The sequence below is a fragment of the Amazonocrinis nigriterrae CENA67 genome (assembly GCF_016056305.1).
In the GTDB taxonomy this organism is placed as follows: Bacteria; Cyanobacteriota; Cyanobacteriia; order Cyanobacteriales; family Nostocaceae; genus Amazonocrinis; species Amazonocrinis nigriterrae.
In genome coordinates, this window is the sequence record NZ_JAECZC010000071.1 from 1 (window position 1) to 20,612 (window position 20,612).

19 protein-coding genes, 1 tRNA gene and 1 pseudogene are annotated in these 20,612 nt (G+C 40.2%); 16 read left to right on the forward strand and 5 right to left on the reverse strand.

The window, feature by feature from the left end:
- Positions 1-78: 78 nt before the first annotated feature.
- Both I8748_RS26810 and I8748_RS26815 read right to left on the reverse strand, forming a co-directional pair.
- Positions 79-807: an RNA methyltransferase gene (locus I8748_RS26810; protein WP_198127582.1), complete on the reverse strand. Its 729-nt coding sequence runs from the start codon at positions 805-807 to the stop codon at positions 79-81.
- Between the two features lie 35 nt (positions 808-842).
- Positions 843-914: transfer RNA gene (locus I8748_RS26815), tRNA-Thr, on the reverse strand.
- 384 nt (positions 915-1,298) lie between these two features.
- Between I8748_RS26815 and argF the strand changes: the two genes are divergently transcribed.
- The 6 genes from argF to I8748_RS26845 all read left to right on the forward strand — a co-directional run bounded on the left by argF (position 1,299) and on the right by I8748_RS26845 (position 7,985).
- A complete protein-coding gene (gene argF / locus I8748_RS26820) occupies positions 1,299-2,219 on the forward strand; it encodes an ornithine carbamoyltransferase (RefSeq protein ID WP_198127565.1) in 921 nt (306 codons plus the stop codon).
- Between the two features lie 143 nt (positions 2,220-2,362).
- Complete coding sequence (lexA, locus tag I8748_RS26825) at positions 2,363-2,968, forward strand: transcriptional repressor LexA (protein ID WP_198127566.1); 606 nt, start codon at positions 2,363-2,365, stop codon at positions 2,966-2,968.
- 145 nt (positions 2,969-3,113) lie between these two features.
- Positions 3,114-4,595 carry a DNA phosphorothioation system restriction enzyme gene (locus I8748_RS26830; RefSeq protein WP_198127567.1) on the forward strand — a complete coding sequence of 494 codons (1,482 nt, stop codon included), beginning with the start codon at positions 3,114-3,116 and terminating at the stop codon, positions 4,593-4,595.
- Positions 4,596-5,110: 515 nt separating this feature from the next.
- Positions 5,111-5,284: a hypothetical protein gene (locus I8748_RS26835; protein WP_198127568.1), complete on the forward strand. Its 174-nt coding sequence runs from the start codon at positions 5,111-5,113 to the stop codon at positions 5,282-5,284.
- Entirely contained in the window at positions 5,281-7,353 is a 2,073-nt protein-coding gene (locus tag I8748_RS26840) for an AAA family ATPase (protein WP_198127569.1), read from the forward strand. Before I8748_RS26835 ends, I8748_RS26840 begins: the two co-directional genes overlap by 4 nt.
- A gap of 158 nt (positions 7,354-7,511) precedes the next feature.
- Entirely contained in the window at positions 7,512-7,985 is a 474-nt protein-coding gene (locus tag I8748_RS26845) for a DNA phosphorothioation-associated protein 4 (RefSeq protein ID WP_198127570.1), read from the forward strand.
- 28 nt (positions 7,986-8,013) lie between these two features.
- Here I8748_RS26845 and I8748_RS26850 read toward each other — a convergent pair whose 3' ends face one another.
- Together I8748_RS26850 and I8748_RS26855 are read right to left on the reverse strand one after the other, a co-directional pair.
- Positions 8,014-9,183, reverse strand: coding sequence for a DNA sulfur modification protein DndB (locus I8748_RS26850; RefSeq protein ID WP_198127571.1), 1,170 nt, complete (start codon positions 9,181-9,183; stop codon positions 8,014-8,016).
- A 107-nt stretch (positions 9,184-9,290) separates the two neighbouring features.
- On the reverse strand, positions 9,291-10,889 hold the full coding sequence (locus I8748_RS26855) for a DGQHR domain-containing protein (RefSeq protein WP_198127572.1): 1,599 nt from the start codon (positions 10,887-10,889) through the stop codon (positions 9,291-9,293).
- 187 nt (positions 10,890-11,076) lie between these two features.
- Between I8748_RS26855 and dndC the strand changes: the two genes are divergently transcribed.
- Complete coding sequence (gene dndC, locus I8748_RS26860) at positions 11,077-12,678, forward strand: DNA phosphorothioation system sulfurtransferase DndC (RefSeq protein WP_198127573.1); 1,602 nt, start codon at positions 11,077-11,079, stop codon at positions 12,676-12,678.
- Between the two features lie 40 nt (positions 12,679-12,718).
- Here the strand turns inward: dndC and I8748_RS26865 are convergent, their stop codons facing one another.
- Positions 12,719-12,964 carry a helix-turn-helix domain-containing protein gene (locus tag I8748_RS26865; RefSeq protein ID WP_198127574.1) on the reverse strand — a complete coding sequence of 82 codons (246 nt, stop codon included), beginning with the start codon at positions 12,962-12,964 and terminating at the stop codon, positions 12,719-12,721.
- Between the two features lie 122 nt (positions 12,965-13,086).
- Here I8748_RS26865 and I8748_RS26870 point away from each other — a divergent pair, with 122 nt between their 5' ends.
- From I8748_RS26870 to I8748_RS26915, 9 genes and pseudogenes are all read left to right on the forward strand, one after another.
- Positions 13,087-13,341, forward strand: coding sequence for a hypothetical protein (locus tag I8748_RS26870; RefSeq protein ID WP_198127583.1), 255 nt, complete (start codon positions 13,087-13,089; stop codon positions 13,339-13,341).
- Positions 13,342-13,444: 103 nt separating this feature from the next.
- A complete protein-coding gene (dndD, locus tag I8748_RS26875; RefSeq protein ID WP_198127575.1) occupies positions 13,445-15,433 on the forward strand; it encodes a DNA sulfur modification protein DndD in 1,989 nt (662 codons plus the stop codon).
- A 335-nt stretch (positions 15,434-15,768) separates the two neighbouring features.
- Complete coding sequence (locus I8748_RS26885) at positions 15,769-16,116, forward strand: type II toxin-antitoxin system PemK/MazF family toxin (RefSeq protein WP_198127576.1); 348 nt, start codon at positions 15,769-15,771, stop codon at positions 16,114-16,116.
- A 30-nt stretch (positions 16,117-16,146) separates the two neighbouring features.
- The gene (gene dndE / locus I8748_RS26890) at positions 16,147-16,533 is read left to right on the forward strand and encodes a DNA sulfur modification protein DndE (RefSeq protein WP_198127577.1); all 387 of its coding nucleotides are present in this window, start codon (positions 16,147-16,149) and stop codon (positions 16,531-16,533) included.
- A gap of 45 nt (positions 16,534-16,578) precedes the next feature.
- Positions 16,579-18,036: a DNA phosphorothioation-associated putative methyltransferase gene (locus I8748_RS26895; RefSeq protein ID WP_198127578.1), complete on the forward strand. Its 1,458-nt coding sequence runs from the start codon at positions 16,579-16,581 to the stop codon at positions 18,034-18,036.
- Between the two features lie 142 nt (positions 18,037-18,178).
- Positions 18,179-19,474 (forward strand): AmpG family muropeptide MFS transporter, encoded by a 1,296-nt coding sequence (locus I8748_RS26900; protein WP_198127579.1) that lies wholly within the window; start codon positions 18,179-18,181, stop codon positions 19,472-19,474.
- Positions 19,459-19,860 (forward strand): ABC transporter permease, encoded by a 402-nt coding sequence (locus I8748_RS26905; protein WP_198127580.1) that lies wholly within the window; start codon positions 19,459-19,461, stop codon positions 19,858-19,860. The genes I8748_RS26900 and I8748_RS26905 overlap by 16 nt, the downstream gene beginning before the upstream one ends.
- A gap of 104 nt (positions 19,861-19,964) precedes the next feature.
- On the forward strand, positions 19,965-20,144 hold the full coding sequence (locus I8748_RS26910; protein ID WP_198127581.1) for a hypothetical protein: 180 nt from the start codon (positions 19,965-19,967) through the stop codon (positions 20,142-20,144).
- A gap of 238 nt (positions 20,145-20,382) precedes the next feature.
- A pseudogene (locus tag I8748_RS26915) lies at positions 20,383-20,612 on the forward strand (GNAT family N-acetyltransferase); the annotation flags it as partial.

Sequence of the window (20,612 nt, forward strand, 5' to 3'; positions counted from 1 at the left end):
TGGGGGAGATGAGGGGGATGAGGGAGATGAGGGGGAGAATAACTAAACCAATGCCCAATGCCCCATGCCCCATGCCCATTACTCATTATTATGATTACTTAATGCCCATTCTACTTGGCGTAAAATTCCTCGTAGCATTGCCACTTCTTTTGTTTGCAGGTGGGCGCGATTATACAGTTGCCGAAATTTTTCCATGCGACTGGCTGCGGTATGAGGATACAGATAACCAATTTGCAATAGTAGTGATTCTAATTGTTGATAGTATACTTCTACAAGTTCTAAAGGCGCGTATTCAATTTCACTTGGGGTTGGTGTTTCAGGTGGTATACATTGGGCGAGTTCGTAGCAACATAAGGCTACAGCAGTAGCTAAATTCAGGGATGGATAGTTTTCATTTGTAGGAATGCGGACAAATCGCTGGGCATAATTTAATTCTTCATTACTTAATCCCCGGTCTTCCCTACCAAAAATCAACGCTGCGGGTTGACCTGGTTGTTCTAGTAACCAAGGTAGTGCTGTGCGGGGATTTTCTAATGGTATTTGCCAATCATGCATACGCCCAGTTGTTGCGATCGCTCGGATACATCCCTGCAAGGCGGCTGGTAATGTATCTACTATCACCGCACATTCTAAAACGTCCTTGGCATGAACTGCCATTTTCATGGCTTCCGCTGATAGCGGGTCGCATTGGGGGTTGACTAATATTAGTTGATCTAGCCCGAAATTTTTCATCGCCCGTGCGATCGCACCCACGTTGAGGGGGCCAGCTGGTTCAACCAAGACAATTCTTACCCCAGCCAATCCCATTATTTGCCTCCGTGTATGCCCTTTAATGTTCATAAAGCCAGCAGTCGGATTTGAACCGACGACCTTCCGATTACAAGTCGGATGCACTACCACTGTGCTATGCTGGCAAGCTTGGTGATTGCTTTTAAACACCAACCGACTTCTTATCTTACCACAAATAAGTGATTTGTCTAGCGATTCCTAATAGCATTTATAAAAATGTTTGCAACACATGAATCGGTAGTAGGGGCGTACAACTGTACGCCCTTACTGTTCACGGTTATCAGTCATCGTTGATGAAAAATGTCACCAAACCCAAAAATCAATGATTTGAATCACAAAGAAAGTTGATAAATTAATATGCATAGCAAAAGCTAATTTCATAGGACTTACGCAACACTACACCCTATTTGATACTTGGAAAATCAGGGTTTCGGCTGTTGTTTGCGTGAGTCCTGTTCAATTTCTGGACAAGAACAGAAATAGATAATTGTTCTTTATACAGCAAAAGCATGGCAGCATTAAGCGGACGAGATTTTTTGAGTTTGGCTGACCTCAGTCCAACAGAATTACAAGAACTCCTGCAATTGGCGACGCAATTGAAATCACAACAGTTGCAGTTGCAGTGTAACAAGGTGCTGGGTTTGTTGTTCTCTAAAGCTTCAACTCGCACAAGAGTGAGTTTTACTGTGGCGATGTACCAACTGGGTGGACAGGTAATTGACCTTAACCCTAATGTCACCCAAGTCAGTCGCGGGGAACCTGTACAGGATACAGCACGAGTTTTGGATCGATATTTGGATATTTTGGCAATTCGGACTTTTGCACAGCAGGAGTTGGAAATTTTTGCTGACTATGCCAAGATTCCTGTAATTAATGCGTTGACCGATTTAGAACATCCTTGTCAGGTATTGGCTGATTTATTGACGATTCAAGAAAGTTTTGGCACTCTTGCTGGCTTAACTTTGACCTATGTGGGTGATGGTAATAATGTCGCCAATTCTCTCATGCTGGGCTGTGCTTTGGTAGGAATGAATGTTAAGATTGCCACGCCTAGTGGATATGAGCCAAATGCTAGCATTGTGGAACAAGCACGCGCGATCGCTAATAATAAAACTGAAGTAATTCTCACTCATGACCCAGAATTAGCAGCAAAGCAAGCTAATGTACTTTACACCGATGTTTGGGCAAGTATGGGTCAAGAAACAGAAGCAGATGATCGCTTGCCAATTTTTCAACCTTATCAAATTTCTGAGTCGTTATTAAGTCTTGCCGAACCAGACGCAATTGTTTTACACTGCTTACCAGCACATCGTGGTGAAGAAATTACTGAAGCTGTCATTGAAGGTTCTCAGTCACGAGTTTGGGAACAAGCTGAAAATCGCTTACACGCCCAAAAAGCTTTGCTAGCCAGCATTTTAGGTGCAAAATGAAGGCTAAAGCATGAAGTGTAAAGGATAAAGTAAAATCAAATTTCCCACTTTATCCTTGAGACTTCTAATTTTTATCTTGTTATGGGAGTTTTTTTGTAGTACTAATGTTCTAGAGACATTTATAATTATCTCCCAACAAATTTATGGAAAGGTTAACCGAAGCTCAAAAAGAACTTTATGAATGGTTGGCAGAATATATCAGAATGCATCAGCATTCACCTTCCATTCGGCAGATGATGCAAGCGATGAACTTAAAGTCACCTGCACCAATTCAAAGTCGTTTAGAACATTTACGCACGAAAGGATACATTGAATGGACTGAAGGGAAAGCGCGGACTATACGAATTTTACGTGGTGCAAAACAAGGTGTACCAATTTTGGGCACAATTGCGGCTGGTGGTTTAATTGAACCGTTTACCGATGCTGTAGATCATTTAGACTTTTCTAATTTCTCATTACCTCCCCAAAGCTTCGCTTTACGGGTGGCTGGGGATAGCATGATTGAAGATTTAATTGCTGATGGAGATTTAGTATTTCTGCGTCCAGTACCAGAACCGGAACATCTGAAAAATGGGACTATCGTCGCCGCGAGAGTTGATGGGTACGGTACAACTTTAAAACGTTTTTATCGACAAAGCGATCGCGTCATTCTTAAACCAGCAAATCCCAAATACAACCCCATTGAAGTCCCGGCTATGCAAGTACAAGTACAAGGTTCTCTCATTGGCGTTTGGCGTGGGTACAATTGAGTGCTGAGTGCTGAGTGCTGAGTGCTGAGTCTTGAGTGCTGAGTGCTGAGTCTTGAGTGCTGAGTGCTGAGTGCTGAGTGCTGAGTCTTGAATTAATAACTCCCTACTCTTTATTAGGGTTCATCGCCATTGTTTGTAACATTTTATGTACTTGACGCGAAATCCAGTGCAACAACTGCCCTATTTTCGCCTGCGATTACCAATTGTAGGGGAAAGTCAGGGCAGGTATGAAACTCGGCAACCATTACCAGGATGTCCAAGATTACCTTTATCTCTGCAATTGCGACAGTATCAGCAACAAGCTATTGCTAACTGGTTTGCGAATAATGGCAGAGGTACGTTAAAAATGGCTACTGGTAGTGGTAAAACTATCACAGCACTAGCGATCGCTTGTGAATTATATCAGCAGATTAATTTACAGGTATTGTTAGTGGTGTGTCCCTACCGTCATTTGGTGACGCAATGGGCGCGAGAATGTGAAAAATTTAACTTACAACCGATTTTAGCTTTCGATAATTTACGTAGTTGGCAAAGTCAACTTTCCACGCAACTTTATAATCTGCGTTCTGGTTCGCAGAAGTTTGTCACGGTAATTACCACCAACTCCACATTAATTGGAGATGGGTTTCAGTCTCAACTGAAATATTTTCCTGCTAAGACTTTAATTATTGGTGATGAAGCGCATAATTTAGGCGCACCCAAATTAGAAGAAAGTTTGCCAAGGCGGGTAGGTTTGCGACTGGCTTTATCTGCCACACCAGAGAGGTATTTTGATGATGGCGGGACACAATCTTTATTTGATTATTTCGGCCCAGTTCTCCAACCAGAGTTTACTTTAAGGAATGCGATCGCTTGTGGTGCTTTGGTGCATTACTTGTATTATCCAATACTAGTAGAGTTAACTGAAGCCGAAAGTATTGCTTATTTAAAATTAACAAAAAAAATCGGGCGATCGCTGTTGTATCGAGAACGAGAAAATGGAGAACCAGGAAACTTTGAAGAAAATGAAGATTTAAAGCCTTTGTTAATGCAAAGGGCCAGGTTAATTGGTGCAGCGGAAAATAAATTAATTGCTTTGCGAGATTTAATGGCAACTCGCAAAGACACAACACATACACTTTTTTATTGTAGTGATGGTTCGCAAGAAGTTGGGCAACGTTCATCACTGCGACAACTCAAAGCTGTTGCGAAAATTTTAGGAGGAGAACTAGGGTATAAAGTTAGTACCTATACTGCTCAAACACCTTTACAAGAAAGAGAAATTTTACGCCGTCAATTTGAAAGTGGTGAATTGCAAGGTTTGGTGGCAATTCGCTGTTTAGATGAAGGAGTTGATATTCCAGCAATTCAAACAGCTGTGATTTTATCAAGTTCTGGTAATCCCCGTCAGTTTATCCAGCGGCGGGGGCGAGTTTTACGACCTCATCCAGGTAAGGAACGCGCTACTATATTTGACATGATAGTCTTGCCGCCAGACTTAGATAGAGAAACCATAGAAGTTGAGCGTAACTTGTTAAGAAAAGAATTGCGTCGCTTTGTCGAATTTGCTGATTTAGCAGATAACGCCGGCAAAGCCAGAATGAAATTACTCAATTTACAAAAGCGCTATGGATTATTAGATATTTAAATTGGGGAATGGGGAATGGGGACTGGTGACTGGGGAATTGGGACTTTTATAGCAATCCTATTCCCATCCCAGCATAAGATCACCTATAATCTCTCTAGCTCTGTGTTCTCTGCGCCTCTGTGGTTCGTAAAAAAATAGATATTTTTACACTGGGATAGGAGTAAACTTTTGCTTTGGTCATCATCAGTTATCTGCCAACTATTTTGTAAAGTTTTTTCTAAAAATTGACATCGGAACATCAGATATGAGAAGATACTTAAATATCAGGCTAAATCATATTACAATGGGGTGTTTACAAAATTTTTAAAGCTACAAACACCCCATTATGAAGAAAATTTTGAAGATAATTACAATCTATCAGTAAATATTCTAAAAATAAAGCTTTTTATCAAAAAATTTTGAAATTTTCTTTTCTAAATTTGCAGAAAATCAAAATACTGGAAATAGTAGCTTTACCGATGTAAAGGCAGGAATAGAGACGGGTAGAATAGAAAAAAAGCTATTTAAAAACCGAGATGTCACAAGAGGCGAATATCGATGATGTTCAAGAGCCAATTACCAGCGCTCCGCCGGAGGTGCGACAAATTATTGAGCGGGTATGGCATCTAGAAAAAAGCAGACTGGATAAAAAAAGTCTCAGTCATATTAATGATGACATTTTGGCAATTGTGAAGGAAGCAGTGCGATGAAGCTAACCGCAATCAAGCTGTGCAACTTTCGTTCTTTTTATGGTAAGACACCAGAGATCATCCTGGCAGGGGGAGATGATCAGAACACGACGATAATTCATGGCAATAATGGCTCTGGTAAAACCAGTTTACTGAATGCCTTTACTTGGGTATTATATGAGAAATTTACTGCCGCCTTTGCATCGACAGAACAGTTAGTAAATAAAAGAGCGATCGCAGAAGCCAAAACTGGGCAAACTGTAGAATGTTGGGTAGAAATAACTTGGGAACATGAAAGTAAACGCTACAACGTGAAACGCCAATGTCGAGTTTATAAAAACGAAATTGACTTTGACATCGGCAAGACAGAATTATTGATGCAGGTAGCTGGCGATGATGGCAGATGGTATTTTCCCCTCCAGCAACCAGAAGAAATCATTGGACAAATTTTACCAGCTAGTTTACATCAATATTTTTTCTTTGACGGCGAACGTATTGAAGAGATAGTTCGTTCTGACAAAAAAGCCGAAATTGCAGAAGCCACGAAGATTTTCTTGGGTGTGGAGGTAATTAACCGTTCTATCAGACATTTGGGAGAAGCTAAAAAAACCTTAGAAAATGAGTTAAAAGCTATCGGTGATTCGGAAACTAAACAGCTTTTGAGACAGCAGGAAAAGATAGAACGTGACATAGAACGTATTACCAAGCGACAAACGGAAATTCACCAAGAATTAGAATATCAACAAACTTTTAAAAAAGAGACAAGTAACCGTTTGCGAGAACTCAGCGCTGCCAAGGAACTGCAAGAAAGAAGACAAGAATTAGAAAAGCAGAAACTATCTAATCAAGAAAGTCTGCGGCAAACCAGGGAAGCCCTGAAAAAAATCATTTCCACACGAGGTTACACCGTATTACTGACGGAAACTACAGCGCAGTTTCGGGAGATTATTAATAATCTCAAGCAGCAAGGTGAATTAACCTCTGGCATTTCGCGGGAATTTGTCAATGAATTATTGAAATCGAAACGCTGCATTTGCGGTGCAGAATTAATCGAAGCAAGTCATGCCCACGCCAATGTGCAAATCTGGTTAGATAGGGCAGGTTCTTCAGCGGTGGAAGAAACAGCGATTCGCATGAGTGCCCAAGTAGATGAAATTGATAAACAAGCAAATACCTTTTGGGAAGAAGTTGACAGAGAACAAGCCAGAATAAATCAGTTACGCCAAACAATATCCCAAGTTGAAAGCGAATTAGATAACATTCAAGAACGCTTGCGAAAAGATGCCAACGAAGAAATTAGCAGTTTGCAAAAGCGGTTAGATGAAATCGAAGGTAAAATCGATGAATTAAACCGGGAACAAGGTGCAAATCAGCAACAAATCGCTAACTTACAAGCTGAAATTGATACCTTAAGTAAACAAATCGCCAAACAGAAACTCAATGAAGATAGGCAAGCATTGGCACAGCGACGGATTAATGCTACCCAAGATGCTATTGAAAGATTAACAGAAGTTAGGAACCGCCAAGAAAAGCAGTTTCGTATCCAACTAGAAAAGCGTGTGCAAGAAATTTTTACTGAGATTTCTTTCACACCATACATTCCAAAAATCAGTGAAAAATATGAATTGACTTTAGTAGAAAACACATCAGGTGTAGAAGCATCTGTTGCAGCTTCCACAGGGGAAAATCAAATTCTCAGTTTATCTTTTATTGCCAGTATCATTGATAGAGTCCGGGAATGGAGTGAAAAGCGTAAAATGCTGATGCTTCCCGACAGCAGCAACTTTCCAATTGTGATGGATTCGCCTTTTGGTAGTTTGGATGAAATTTATCGCCGTCAAATTGCTAAGACAATTCCTAAATTGGCGAATCAGTTAATTGTGTTAGTAACTAAAACTCAATGGCGGGGTGAAGTTGCCCAGGAAATGAGTGAGAGAATTGGTAGGGAATATGTGCTAACTTATTATTCCTCCAAACCAGATTGTGAACAAGATTATATTGAATTAAGTGGGGAAAGATATCCTTTGGTTAGGCAAAGTCCGAATGAGTTTGAGTATACGGAAATTGTCGAGGTTGAACGTAATGGGTAAGTACTCATTATTTTTTACCACTAAGGCACAAAGACACTAAGTATTTTTAAAAAGGAAGCGATCGCTTGATAATTGGTATAAGATACCACAAACTGTCTTCCTGCTAGGCGATCGCTCTCATCTTCGGTTAAGATAGCAACAAGATAGATATCAACATCATGGCTGAAACTGGCAGAATCAGGGTTGCTAAAGATAAAGCAGATTTAGTCAAAGCTTTAACATCCGCAGATGGTGGTACTGGGCCTTTCCAAACCTTCGCTGATGTGATTGTGTTTGCTGCTGCTTTGGGTGCAAAACATCAAAAGCGAGTACCTCTAGGAGAAATTTCTAAAAGAGAACCATCTCCAATTAGATTAGAATATTTTGCTTCAGTAGGAAATGATATAGTAATTAAATTACTGGGAATGACTGAAACTCAGGATATAAAAATATTATCTCTAAATGAAGATGAATATGATACTCAACGCAACCAGATTTTTGAAGAGTATGCTAACGGTGGACTAGAAATCTTACAAAATGAGTTGCGTGGAGCAGTAGATTATTCAGAGCGAATTTTATTATTTCTCAGTTATGAACGTATGAATGAAGAAAAACAAGATGAGGAATTTGATTTGACTAAATTCCTCTCTTAATTTTTAAGCGCTGCACAAAAGTAAAGATTTAATTCCATCCCAGAGTGCTTTTTACTCTATTGACTGCATCTATTATGGCAGTTGGCCTATTCTGAACTTCATAGTCACCATTAGCCGATATTCTAACTACATTATTTTCCCAAATACTATTTTTTCGCGACCAGTCTAACTGTGCTAATTGCGAAATTTTTTGTGTATCAAAATAATTACTGTTGTTGTCATAAATACTGTGCAGCAATCGACCCAATACTTCGAGTCCAACACTTACCCCCAGCAAAGAAGATTCCCTGAATGCACCCACTTGATGAATTGTAATTTTATCTACGGGTGTTTCAGAAATGTCTTTTGTGTCTTTACATTCCGAGAAAAACCTATTCAAACACTCAATTAAAGCTTCAGATAATTTGTCAACATCATATCCTTTAAGCTCATCTTTTGCATTATCAGTAAATACACAACTGACAAACCGGGCTATAAAATTAGTTGTGTAAATCAATTGCTGTTTAGCATTTTTACCAATTTTATTTGTTTTTCCATAAAACATTTTTACTCGTTCTATCAAATTTTTAGTGATACCAACTCTACCTTCAAACTCACCAAATGACAATAACAATGAATTATCTAGCTGCTTTGTTTGAGCCATATCTCGGAAGTCAGTTTGGCACTGGCGCTTGTTTCCCTCTAAAATCAGCGTAATGGCAAACTGATCACGACCAACTAAGTAGCTTTCATCGCTCAAAATTAATTCTTGAATTGCACTCTTGCGATGCTGTCCATCTGTAATATCTAATTTCACTCCGTTAGGAATAACGACTATACAAATTCCTCTTCCTAACTCGTGTATTTTAATATGTTGTTCGTCAACATTGGCTGTAATTGTTCCTAAAACCCAGGGCTTGTTGGCTTTAGCGCGTTCAACAACATAGTCTTTTATTTCCTTCGCATGACCTTTCACTTCGGGTCGATTCTTACCTGAATCAGGATCATTTTTATCAGAGGGTTTAGCTTGGAGAAGAGTAGGTAAATCTTTAGCAGGTACATTTATTTGTAACATTTTCCGCTTTCCCTGGTAAAAAACTAACCCTGCATAGCAGGACTCAAGATAATGTTCTGAAAAAAGCGGTGCAACCAAAGTACTAAACTTAGCTTTGACCTCTGGCGTAACACTATTGTTACTATCCTCGTTTGTTTGAGCCATACAAATATCTATACAACTTAGAAAATGGTAGATTATATTATTGTATGGCTTTTTTATACTAAAACCTCCGTAAAAAGCGCATGAAAACCCCTTGCTAGCTCTGCCAGCTATAAAATCAGTGGAAGCCCTACCACTTTTGGCTCAACAAAATTACCATCAAAACCAATTGTTTTATTTTCTACAGTTCTAGCATTAGCTAAAGCCTTGCGAATTTCAGCACGTTCCATCTGATCCTGAATTCCACCCAGAATATAAATTAGTAACTTCGCTGCTAAATCTCGTCCAGCAACCTGCACCCGTTTCTTATTTGGGTCATACAAAACACCATACCAAAGAGATTGTGGATACTCCATCCCACTAAAACCGCCTTGTTGGTCGAATTTTCGCAACTTCTTAACAATATCTCCTAACGAAAAACCTTTTTTAAAAACTAATATTCCCAAAGCTTGGGCTACTGCTACTTGACCAACAGGACGGAACAGCATATTTCCTTCACCCCCTTCCTTTTCAAAGCTGAAGCGTCGTAAGGGTGGTGTATCTTCTTCTTCCAGCAACTTATAACTAGGAAGACTCGCCAAACCATCAAATAGTTGTTTAAATTCCTTAATTCCCTGTTCAAGTTCCTCATCTTCTGGTCGCATAGGAATTAAACCTTTTTCTAAAGGTTTCCAATGAGGAAATTTTTGCCCTAAATATCGTTCAGACATATCATGGAGGGCTTGCAGCGTTGTTAAAACTGTGGAATTCGCTGCTACTGTTGCACTATTCCAATTAATGCGAGGGTTGCGGCCCTGGCGTTGTTCTAGAAGTGGATGAGTAACTGCTATTTTTCTCGCAACAATTGAAAAACCATCATCTTCATTTAGCTGTGCTAACTGACCTTTAGTCAAAGGTGCAGCCATTAAATTGACATGCACAAAAATAGATCTTACCCTTCGCCTCGCCTGAGTACGAGTTTCCCCAGCCGCAACCGCACAAATAAACTCAATACCAATCTTTTCTTTAGGCAAGTTTTGCAAGTAATTCAAGTCTATTTGGTACTGTTCTATCAAATCATCTACAGTAATAAAACTTTCGTCAGCAGTTTTATCTTTTTTATAACGCTGAAGTTTGCGAGTTTTAATTAACTCTATTAACCCTTGTACCCCCATCAATCGGTGTTGACCATCCAATACATAAATGGTCACATCCTCTTCAGAAACATTCAGCAGACCAACCTTACCATCTGCATCTAGAGGTGTAAAATCTGTGGTAGATTTTTTGGCGCATCCCTCACTATCCCATTCAGCAGCTTTGAGATTATCTACCCAAGGTTGATTAATCACCACCAGAACCGGCGGAAACTTATGATTTGTCCGCGCTGCTAAATACTGTACTAAAGGTGCTTGACGTGACCAATCAAGGGGACGCTGCTGAATTTCATCAATACTATCTGCGTCAATTTCAACGTTATCAGTTTCTGGGTTGTACTTTTTCTGAAGCAACGGTAAGCCAGAGGCGAAGTGAACACGACCTGCAAACCATTCCAAAGTTACAGAACCAACATAAGCCTCAGTACCGCCCATCTCTGTTTTTTGAACGAGAATCTGATCTTTTCTTTGCAGGAACTTTTCCAGTAGTAAAGCAAGTACCTGTTTATCCTTGGTTTCGCGTTCCAGATACTCTCTAGCGATGTCAGCAGTTGGATCAGATGTACTATCTCTCATAATAGTTTTTAAAAACTAGGTGGTATACTGAGCTTAATTTTCTAAAAATGCGGGAATATTTAGAGAAGTTTTTAAAAACTTTAATGAAGTATGATCCGCTTACAAAGGTTTAGCCTGTGAAGTGGTGAATTATATTCCCCAGATTTTAGATATGAGGTAATGCCCGTGTTTTCAAAGGTAGGGAGAAATGACTACAGCACAACAACCAGAAAATAAAGGTCAGCAAACGCGTACTGTAGCAGATTTAGTGGAAGATATACAAGCTCTTACTACCGAAATCCAAGAATTGTACTGTTTAGACCAAATACCTTGGGTTGTGGGCTACTCAGGGGGTAAAGATAGCACAGCGACTTTGCAGCTTGTCTGGAATGCGATCGCAGGACTTCCACCTGAGAAAAGAACTAAAACGATCTACGTGATCACTACAGATACACTGGTAGAAAATCCTATTGTTGCTGCATGGGTACGCAATTCTCTAAAACAGATGAAATCTGAAGCCCAAGCCCAAGGATTACCATTTGAACCCCATTTGTTACAGCCAGAACCTAAAGAGACATTCTGGGTGGGTTTAATTGGTAAAGGATACCCAGCACCAAGAGGAAAATTTCGCTGGTGTACAGAACGTCTCAAAATTAATCCCTCTAATCGCTTTATTCGTGACGTTATCCGAGCCAGTGGTGAAGCTATTGTTGTATTGGGTACTCGCAAGGCTGAAAGCACAAAACGCGCTCTTCGGATGAAAAAATTTGAAGCCAAGAGGGTACGCGATCGCCTCAGCCCTAACATGAACTTACCCAACTCTCTAGTTTATAGCCCTATCGAAGACTGGCAAAATGATGAAGTTTGGATTTATTTAATGCAGTGGCAAAATCCTTGGGGATATAGCAATCAAGATTTATTCGCTATGTATAGAGGTGCTTCTGCTGATAATGAATGTCCTTTAGTGGTTGATACATCCACTCCTAGTTGTGGTAGCTCTCGTTTTGGTTGCTGGGTTTGTACGTTAGTGAGTCAGGATAAATCACTAGCAGCTATGATTCAAAATGACGAAGAAAAAGAATGGATGCAACCTCTACTCGATTTACGTAAAGAATTGGATGCTGAAGAAAACCGCGATCGGAGAGATTTTCGACGTAGAAATGGTGATGTCCAACTGTATGAACGTAACTTAGAGGGTGAAATATCTGTTGAGCCGATTCCAGGCCCATATCTTAAAGAAGCACGAGAAGATTGGTTAAGAAAGCTACTTACAGTAGAAAAACAAATCCGACAAACTGCACCAGAAAATATGCGCGATATTACCCTAATTACTCTAGAAGAACTGAGTGAAATTCGTCGGATATGGCTAGAAGAAAGACACGAATTTGATGATAGTTTACCCCGCATTTATAAAGAAGTGACTGGAGAAGAATTTAAAGATACCCGTCCTGGTGCTGGCTATAGTTTACTAGGTAGCGATGAATGGACTGTACTAGAAGAAATCTGTGAAGATGATGCGATGCACTTGGAATTGATGGCGAAATTATTAGACACAGAACGCCAGTATCGAAAAATGGCTCGTCGCGTGGGAATATACGACACTCTAGAGAATTGTTTTAAGACGAGTTCGCGTTCTCCAGAAGAAGCGATTAAAAATGCTCACTTGAGACGTGATTTAAAAACAGCAATTGATCAAGGTGATGTTAAAAAAGTCAAGCAGCTAACTTTGGGGGATGCTGTTGATGAAGGTAACGCTGAAAGTGCTAAACAATCAACTTGGGCAAGTATCAAGTTCAAAAATAATTCGTAATTCGTAATTCGTAATTACTGTTTCGTTAGGTTTTGTTGTACTAGGTTTGTTTATCGTCCTCATCAGAATCTTCCAAATACAGCCTGATAAATTCTTCCGCCGCTGCTCGATTAATTTTCTTCAGTGCATTGCGAATTTCTAGAACCGCCTCGGCTACAGGATCCATTAACTCATTCACCCAGCGATTAACATTTGAGCGTCCAGTTCCCATCGTCACTGCTAACTTGTTTTGGCTAATGCCGTAGATTTCTAACACCTGTTTAAGGGCTTTGCCTGCTTTTCCCATGCCTTTGATTGTGTCAAAGGCTTCTAACTAAGTAAATGTCCCGTATAAGCGACAAAAGGTGTAAGATAATTATGTCCCGTATAAGGGACATCACCTTTTACTTAGAAAACATCTCAATCACAATGACTACAAGCTTTTTGGCTAATGCCTTTCAGACCCCTACGCCCTCTGTCTCCTCCAGTACCCCCGCAGAAATAACATCAAGCAGAGAACCTGTGAGAGTGGTAATTTTTGGTTCTAAAACAGGTGTCAACAGCACAATTCTCACCTTGTACAAACTCGGTTTTGCACAAGTTAACGAATGGAGTCCTCTGTTACCTAGTTCCAACCCTGGGGAATTCATGAGTATTTTAGTGCGGTACATTCTGAGGACTTGATTATTATTCAGGTAGTAGAAAATATGATAGGGTGGGCAATGCACACCCTATAAAAAAATTTCTAACCCCTAAAATTACAAATTACGAATTACGAATTAATTAAATGATATTTCTGGAACTAGTACTACAAAACTTTGGCCCTTACTGTGGTCGTCAAGTTATTAACCTTGACCCCAAAATTGATGAAGAAAATTCTTGTCCAATCATCCTCTTAGGCGGGATGAATGGTGGGGGAAAAACTACCCTCATGGATGCTATTCGTCTTGCACTTTATGGACATCGCGCCCAATGTTCTAGCCGTAACAATTTGAGTTATAGCGATTTTCTCACACAATGCGTTAATAGCAATGCTGACCCAACAGAAAAAACTCGTATTGAATTGGTTTTTGAACACATTGAAAATGACAAGCCAGTAAAATACCGTGTCGTGCGAACTTGGGAAAAAAATCCTAAAGACGGTAAAGACCACTTGGGTATTTTAGATGCTCAAGAATGGCTGGACACCGCTTTAGTTAATATTTGGGATGAGTATATTGAAAATCTTCTACCGCTAGGAATCTCTAATTTGTTTCTCTTTGATGGAGAACAGGTTAAAGAACTTGCAGAACAAGAAGTACCTCCACCAATTTTAGTAGATGCTATTCGCGGACTTTTGGGTTTAGAATTAGCGGAACGTTTAGCAGTTGATATCGAAATTTTAGTTAACCGCAAACGCAAAGAATTAGCTGATAGTAAGGATTTAGCAGATTTAGAAGAAATTGAAGAAAAACTGAAACAGCAACAAAATGAATATGAAATAACTTGTAATCAGCTAGAAGAATTAAAAATAGAATTACAAAAAGCTGAAAAAGAAAAGCAAGAAAAATTTGATAGATTTGTTTCTGAAGGTGGTAAAATTGCAGCGGAACGTAATCAATTAGAATTACAGCAAAAGCAAAAGACTGCTGAAGTAGAACAAGCACGTCAAGGAATGTGTGAATTAGCAGCAGACATTTTACCCTTAGCTTTGATAGAAAATTTACTGACTCAAGTGCAAAGGCAGGGAGAAACAGAGTTCCGCATTCAACAGGCACAAGTAGCAAGTGATTTATTATCTCAAAGAGATCAACGTTTACTCACTTGGATTACTCAAGTAGGTATTTCTCAAGAACAAGTAGAAAAAATCAAAGTGTTTTTAGAACAAGATGAAGAGACATTACGAGCAAGTTTTCTGCAAGCGGAAGAATCTTGGTTATTAGCTGATGCTGAAACGTTGAGTCAATTGGGTAATGTTTTCTATTATTTACATAATTTTAAAAATATTGCTAAACAGCAAATAAATATTCTGAAAAATAAAGAAGAAGAAATCATAACATTAGAAAGACAAATTCAAACCGCAGCCGAACCAGAAGCTTATAAACAGTTAGTAGATGCACTCGAAACAGCACAAAGTAAAGTTGCTGCAATTAAACAGAAGAGTGAAGTTGCTAAACGCCGCTGTGATGAATTGGATGCTGAGATTAAAAATATTAAGAAGGACTTACAAGAATATACTAAGCAAAACCTTGACCGCAAAAACTACGAACATATTATTGCGTCTGCTGGTAAAGTTCAAAATACACTAAAGATTTTTCGGGAAAAATTAACCCTGAGAAAACTGAACAAACTAGAAATCGATGTCACAGAGTGCTTCCGCTACCTACTGCACAAATCTGATTTAGTACATCGCATCGCCATTGACACCAATACCTTCAGCCTTTCCCTTTATGACTTAAATGGTCAACTCGTTCCCAAACATCGCCTCTCAGCGGGTGAAAAACAACTACTAGCGATCGCTTTCCTTTGGGGTTTAGCCAGAGTCTCCGGCCGCCGTCTACCAGTAGCAATAGACACACCCCTCGGCAGACTCGACTCCTCACACCGCAGCAACTTAGTTGAACGCTACTTTCCATCCGCCAGCCACCAAGTGATTCTGCTATCTACTGATACAGAAATCGGTAAAAAAGAAGTAGAAACGCTGAGGAAAAATGAAGCGATCGCCCGCGAATACCTCCTCAAATACGACTCCACCACCCGCCAAACAACAGTAGTAGAAAATCAATACTTTTGGTAGTAGAGATGGTCTAGAAAATTGAGCGATCGCAATTTTTGTATTCAAAATATTTACAATATATCTAACTAAGTCAGTTAGACAAGCAATCATGAATTCACCACATTTACTACAAATAGAGCGCGAAATATTCAATTTGTCAATAGAAGAACTAGAATGGCTCTTAGAACGTATCACAAGTCAATTGCAAGAAAAAAAAGAATTTCAAATAATTTTACAAATATCAAATATATGAATGAACAACTATCAGCAATGGTTAATGACTTAGATATACAAGCAGAAATTGCTTCCATAAATAATGAATTTGCCCTCACAGAAATGGATGGTTTAGAAAATTTGTGAGCATTGAAAGAGGACAGATTTATTTTGTCAATCTTAATCCAGTACAAGGACGAGAACAGGCAGGCACACGATCAGTTTTAGTATTATCCATAGATGCTATCAATCAATTACCTTTGGTTGTGATTGTAGTTGTAGGCACAAAAGGAACAAATGTTAAGCGTGATTATCCAACCAATATTCGACTAACTCCAAATGACAGCGGATTGCTTATAGAAACAGTCTTTTTATGTTTTCAGATTCGTTCATTAGATCCAAATCGCTTTCCGGCTGAACCATCTGGCAAGATTTCTGACTCTAAAATGCTTGAAGTTGAAACTGCGGTTCGCTACTGTTTGGGTTTATAAACGAAAGCTACCTCAACTTATAGCAAAATTATGGAATCCCCAATCGAAAGAATTAAACTATCCCAAACAGCCAAAGACCAACTCCTCAAACTCAAACGTAACACCAAAATCGATCAATGGAATATTCTTTGCCGTTGGGCGTTTTGTCGTTCCCTAGCAGAAGCCACCCCACCATCCCCTGTACCAATTCCCCAAGATAGCAACGTCGAAATGACTTGGCGCGTCTTTGGCGGTGAAATGTCCGATATTCTCCTCCTCGCCCTCAAACAACGCTGTCACAATGACGGTTTAGGTACTGACAAAGAAACCCTCGCCACTCAATTCCGCTTACATTTACACCGTGGCATTGGTTACTTAGCAGGCGACCCAAATATCAAGAAAATTGAAGATTTAATTGAATTAGCGGTTAAAGATTGAAAGGATATTAGTTAACAGTTAATAGTTAACAGTTAACTGAATATTATGTCCGAAGCGCTAGAAATCGAGCGTCATAGAGCTGCGATCGCTCGTAATGACATATCTCGCCCTGTACGATTGGCAATAGAATCCGCAATCCTAAATCAGGATACCACTTTTTTTGACTACGGTTGCGGATACGGTGGTGATGTAGAGCGAGTAGCCAAATTAGGCTATACCAGTGTCGGCTGGGATCCTTACTACTACCCCAATACACCAATCACCGCCGCCGATGTAGTGAACTTGGGTTACGTCCTCAACGTCATTGAAGACCAAGAGGAACGCCGCCAAAGCCTGATCCAAGCTTGGGAACTCACCCAACAAGTCTTAATTGTCGCGGCTCAAGTCTTGATTAACGCTCCCAGTAAAGCCCAGCTTGCTTATAGCGATGGTATCGTCACTTGCCGTAATACTTTTCAGAAATATTACGAACAACAAGAGCTTAAAACATACATTGATGAAGTTTTAAATGTAGATGCAGTGCCGGTGGCGCTGGGGGTCTACTTTGTTTTTCGTGATGAAATTGAAAAAGAGAACTACAAAGCTATCCGCTTCTTTTCTCGCACTTCCACCCCACGAGTCCGCATCCCCAGCAAGCGGTTTGAAGACTATCAAGAAAAGCTTGAACCACTGATGGCCTTTTTTACCAAGCGTGGCAGACTACCTGTGAAAGGTGAATTAACAAATGAACAAGAATTGCTAAACGAATTTGGTAATTTTCGCCGTGCCTTTGCTATAGTTTTGCAAGCCACTGATGAGGCAGAATGGGATGCGATCGCCTACCGTCGCTCGTTAGATATCCAAGTTTATCTTGCTCTTACCCACTTTGATCAACGCCCAAAATTCCATCAGCTAGCGCCAGAAATGCGTTATGATATCAAAGCCTTTTTCGGTAGCTATGATGAAGCTTGCCAAGTAGCCGACCAAAAGCTTTTCAGCTTGGGCAATCCCAAGGTTGTACAAACTGCCTGTGAAAAAAGCAAAATTGGCAAACATACTCGCGGCGCTTTGTACGTTCATGTTTCTGCCTTAGCAGCACTAGATCCATTACTGCGAATTTACGAAGGCTGTGCCAGCCGCACCATTGGGCGTGTAGATCAAGCCACACTCATTAAATATTACACAGACAAACCGCAAATATCCTATCTTTTTTATCCAGAATTCGACAATGACCCGCATCCAGCCTTGAAAGCAAGTATAACTATTGACCTAAAAACTCTATATATAACTCACCGAGACTATGACAATAGAGCAAATCCGCCTATTTTGCACCGCAAAGAAAATTTTGTCACAAGTAACTACCCCCGCTATGAAGAATTTGCCCAACTTACCCAACAAGAACAGCAATTAGGACTGCTCAAGCTCAAAAGCGAAATCGGTACGCGCGAAGGTTGGAAAAAATGCCTCACCGCGCACGGGGTAGAAATTAGAGGGCATCAAGTTTATTCCATTAAAGAAAATTAGGGAATAATCACACTGTTAGAGAATCTCTAATGTGTATCTTAATAAAGAAAATCTTAGCAGGTTTGTATGCTTGCACGGAACTACACAGCAGCTATGGCAAGATAACTGCTATTCACTTAGATAAAAAGGAAGCCTAAAGATTGTGGAAGCAAATAAATCGCTGCTACGAATTTTTGGCAGCCCGAAGATGGGAGCTTTGTTATTTCTGGGATTTTCATCAGGGTTGCCGTTATACTTAACCAGTCAGACATTACAAGCATGGTTGACTAAAGAAGGAATCGGTTTGGCAGCAATTGCTGCTTTTAGTTTAGTAAAGCTGCCCTATTCTTTAAAATTTCTCTGGTCGCCTTTACTAGATAGATTTGTACCGCCTTTTTTAGGGCGGCGTCGAGGTTGGCTAGTAATTACACAAGTAGGATTGCTATTGGCTATTGCAGCTATGGCTATACAAAACCCATCCCAAGGGTTACGGCCTTTAGTAATTGCTGCGGTAGCCGTTGCTTTTTTTAGCGCCAGTCAAGATATTCTCGTTGATGCTTACCGCACTGATGTTTTAGAGGAACGAGAAAGAGGTGCAGGAGCATCGATTTACCTTTTGGGTTATCGTCTCGCCATTTTAGTAACAGGTTATGTCACCCTATTTTTAGCAGATAGAATGCCATGGCCAGCAGTTTACTTGTTGATGTCGCTGTTGATGTTGGTTGGCGTAGTCAGTTCTATTTTTGCACCAGAGCCAGCCGGACGCGATCGCCCACCTCAAACTTTATCTGCCGCTGTTAAATTACCTTTCATCGAATTTTTCCAGCGTCATGGCTGGCTACAAGGATTTTTAATCCTGGTATTCATTGTGATCTACAAGTTGGGAGATTCTTTACTCAAGAACGTATCCACCCCATTTTTGTTAGATAAAGGCTTACATTTCACTCAAACCGACATAGCCTTTCCTGGTGCATTGGGAATTTTCGCCACAATTGTCGGCACCTTGGCAGCTGGAGCAATAATGACCAAAATTGGCATTAATCGCTCGCTTTGGATATTCGCTATACTGCAAGCTGTTGGTAACTTGGCTTTCTTTGCTCTCGCAGTGACAGGTAAAAATTACTATTTAATGATAGCTGCTGTAAATATAGAACAATTCTGTGCTGGTTTAGAAACCGCCGCTTTTGTAGCATTTTTGATGAGTCTTTGTAATCAAAGCTTTTCAGCTACCCAGTACGCCTTACTTTCGAGTTTGCAGGGTTTTAGTAGAGATATTCTCACAGCTCCAGCAGGTACATGGGCAGAAGCTACAGGTTGGTCTACATTCTTTCTGCTGACAGCAATAGCCGCTCTACCAGGATTGCTATTATTGCCATTCTTTGCCCCTTGGAATCAAAAGCCAGTGGCAATATCCAGACCAGGACTTGACGAAGAAGAGGATTTATGGGAAACCAAGTAGTGATTGTTGTCGGCACATTTATTCTCTTACTCACTGGTTTATTACTTGGCTACGTTCTCTCACAGTTAGTTCTAGGATTTTTGACGTTTAATTTACTAACTCTTTTCGGAACACTCAGTCTGATTTTAATTTTTGGTACACTTTATTACGTTTTATTTTGGCAATTAAAGAGAGAACAGTCACAAGTATTACCAGCACAAAGACCCACCCAGATCAACGAGAGCATCTCTGAGAGTAATCTCAAAAACAAGCTGATTGCTAAATTAGGTGGTGATGCAGTCGCAGCCGAACGGTTAATTGAACAGGCAAAACAGAACTATCCTGACATGCCTGAAAGCTGGTATTGCGAAAAAGTACTCGATGATTTAGAGCGCGATCAGCAGTAAGTTGATGTTTTCCGTACTCAAAAAGTCGCTAAAATAAGTCAAGAAAAATTCACAAATCTTCAGCTAGGTGATCAAAAAAGACCCTAGCTACTTGTAATCTACATATGGCTATTTTCCGTCAGTACATCGCCCCATTACTTGTAGTGTTGGTATTCATATTTGCCCTAGTGGCAGTTAGCGCCCGCATCTTTCTACCCTCTGATATGGCAGCCCCCGCACCCATTGAAGAGGTAGGTGTGAGTTTTTTACCCACTCATGCTCAGCCACTAATTGACCTGACTTAGTGCTGAGTAAAGTCAAAAGTACTCAGTACGAATGCACTAGGTACATGCCCCGCCCCTTGTGGGCGGTCTTTCAATGACCGCACTTTTCATTGTTAACTGTGAACAGGAAGCTAAAACAATTACAGTAGGAGATTTTTGATTTGTCAGTCCTAAGTAGTATGTTTGAGATGCCTGCAACAGCCTTGTCATAAAGACTTTTAATCCAAAATCTAAAATTTAAAATCCAAAATTTCTATCAGTGTCTAAGCAACTGCTACCTGGATACTCCATTCGTCGTGGTTCAACATTAGAGCGATCGCTGCTAGTAAAGTTCATGCAGCGAAGTTACCAGTATCTATTTCCACAGCAAGATTTTGCCCACCTAGCGCGAACAGTCGAACAATACCTTTCCAGTGACACACCCTTGTGGTGGGTAGATTTTTTAGGGGAACAGGAAAGCAGGGGTGCAGGGGTGCAGGGGTGCAGGGG

Coding starts and splice junctions, on each gene's coding strand:
- I8748_RS26810 (WP_198127582.1), bottom strand. CDS start 807: ATGGGATTGGCTGGGGTAAGAATTGTCTTGGTTGAACCAGCTGGCCCC.
- argF (WP_198127565.1), top strand. CDS start 1,299: ATGGCAGCATTAAGCGGACGAGATTTTTTGAGTTTGGCTGACCTCAGT.
- lexA (WP_198127566.1), top strand. CDS start 2,363: ATGGAAAGGTTAACCGAAGCTCAAAAAGAACTTTATGAATGGTTGGCA.
- I8748_RS26830 (WP_198127567.1), top strand. CDS start 3,114: ATGTACTTGACGCGAAATCCAGTGCAACAACTGCCCTATTTTCGCCTG.
- I8748_RS26835 (WP_198127568.1), top strand. CDS start 5,111: ATGTCACAAGAGGCGAATATCGATGATGTTCAAGAGCCAATTACCAGC.
- I8748_RS26840 (WP_198127569.1), top strand. CDS start 5,281: ATGAAGCTAACCGCAATCAAGCTGTGCAACTTTCGTTCTTTTTATGGT.
- I8748_RS26845 (WP_198127570.1), top strand. CDS start 7,512: ATGGCTGAAACTGGCAGAATCAGGGTTGCTAAAGATAAAGCAGATTTA.
- I8748_RS26850 (WP_198127571.1), bottom strand. CDS start 9,183: ATGGCTCAAACAAACGAGGATAGTAACAATAGTGTTACGCCAGAGGTC.
- I8748_RS26855 (WP_198127572.1), bottom strand. CDS start 10,889: ATGAGAGATAGTACATCTGATCCAACTGCTGACATCGCTAGAGAGTAT.
- dndC (WP_198127573.1), top strand. CDS start 11,077: ATGACTACAGCACAACAACCAGAAAATAAAGGTCAGCAAACGCGTACT.
- I8748_RS26865 (WP_198127574.1), bottom strand. CDS start 12,964: ATGGGAAAAGCAGGCAAAGCCCTTAAACAGGTGTTAGAAATCTACGGC.
- I8748_RS26870 (WP_198127583.1), top strand. CDS start 13,087: ATGACTACAAGCTTTTTGGCTAATGCCTTTCAGACCCCTACGCCCTCT.
- dndD (WP_198127575.1), top strand. CDS start 13,445: ATGATATTTCTGGAACTAGTACTACAAAACTTTGGCCCTTACTGTGGT.
- dndE (WP_198127577.1), top strand. CDS start 16,147: ATGGAATCCCCAATCGAAAGAATTAAACTATCCCAAACAGCCAAAGAC.
- I8748_RS26895 (WP_198127578.1), top strand. CDS start 16,579: ATGTCCGAAGCGCTAGAAATCGAGCGTCATAGAGCTGCGATCGCTCGT.
- I8748_RS26905 (WP_198127580.1), top strand. CDS start 19,459: ATGGGAAACCAAGTAGTGATTGTTGTCGGCACATTTATTCTCTTACTC.
- I8748_RS26910 (WP_198127581.1), top strand. CDS start 19,965: ATGGCTATTTTCCGTCAGTACATCGCCCCATTACTTGTAGTGTTGGTA.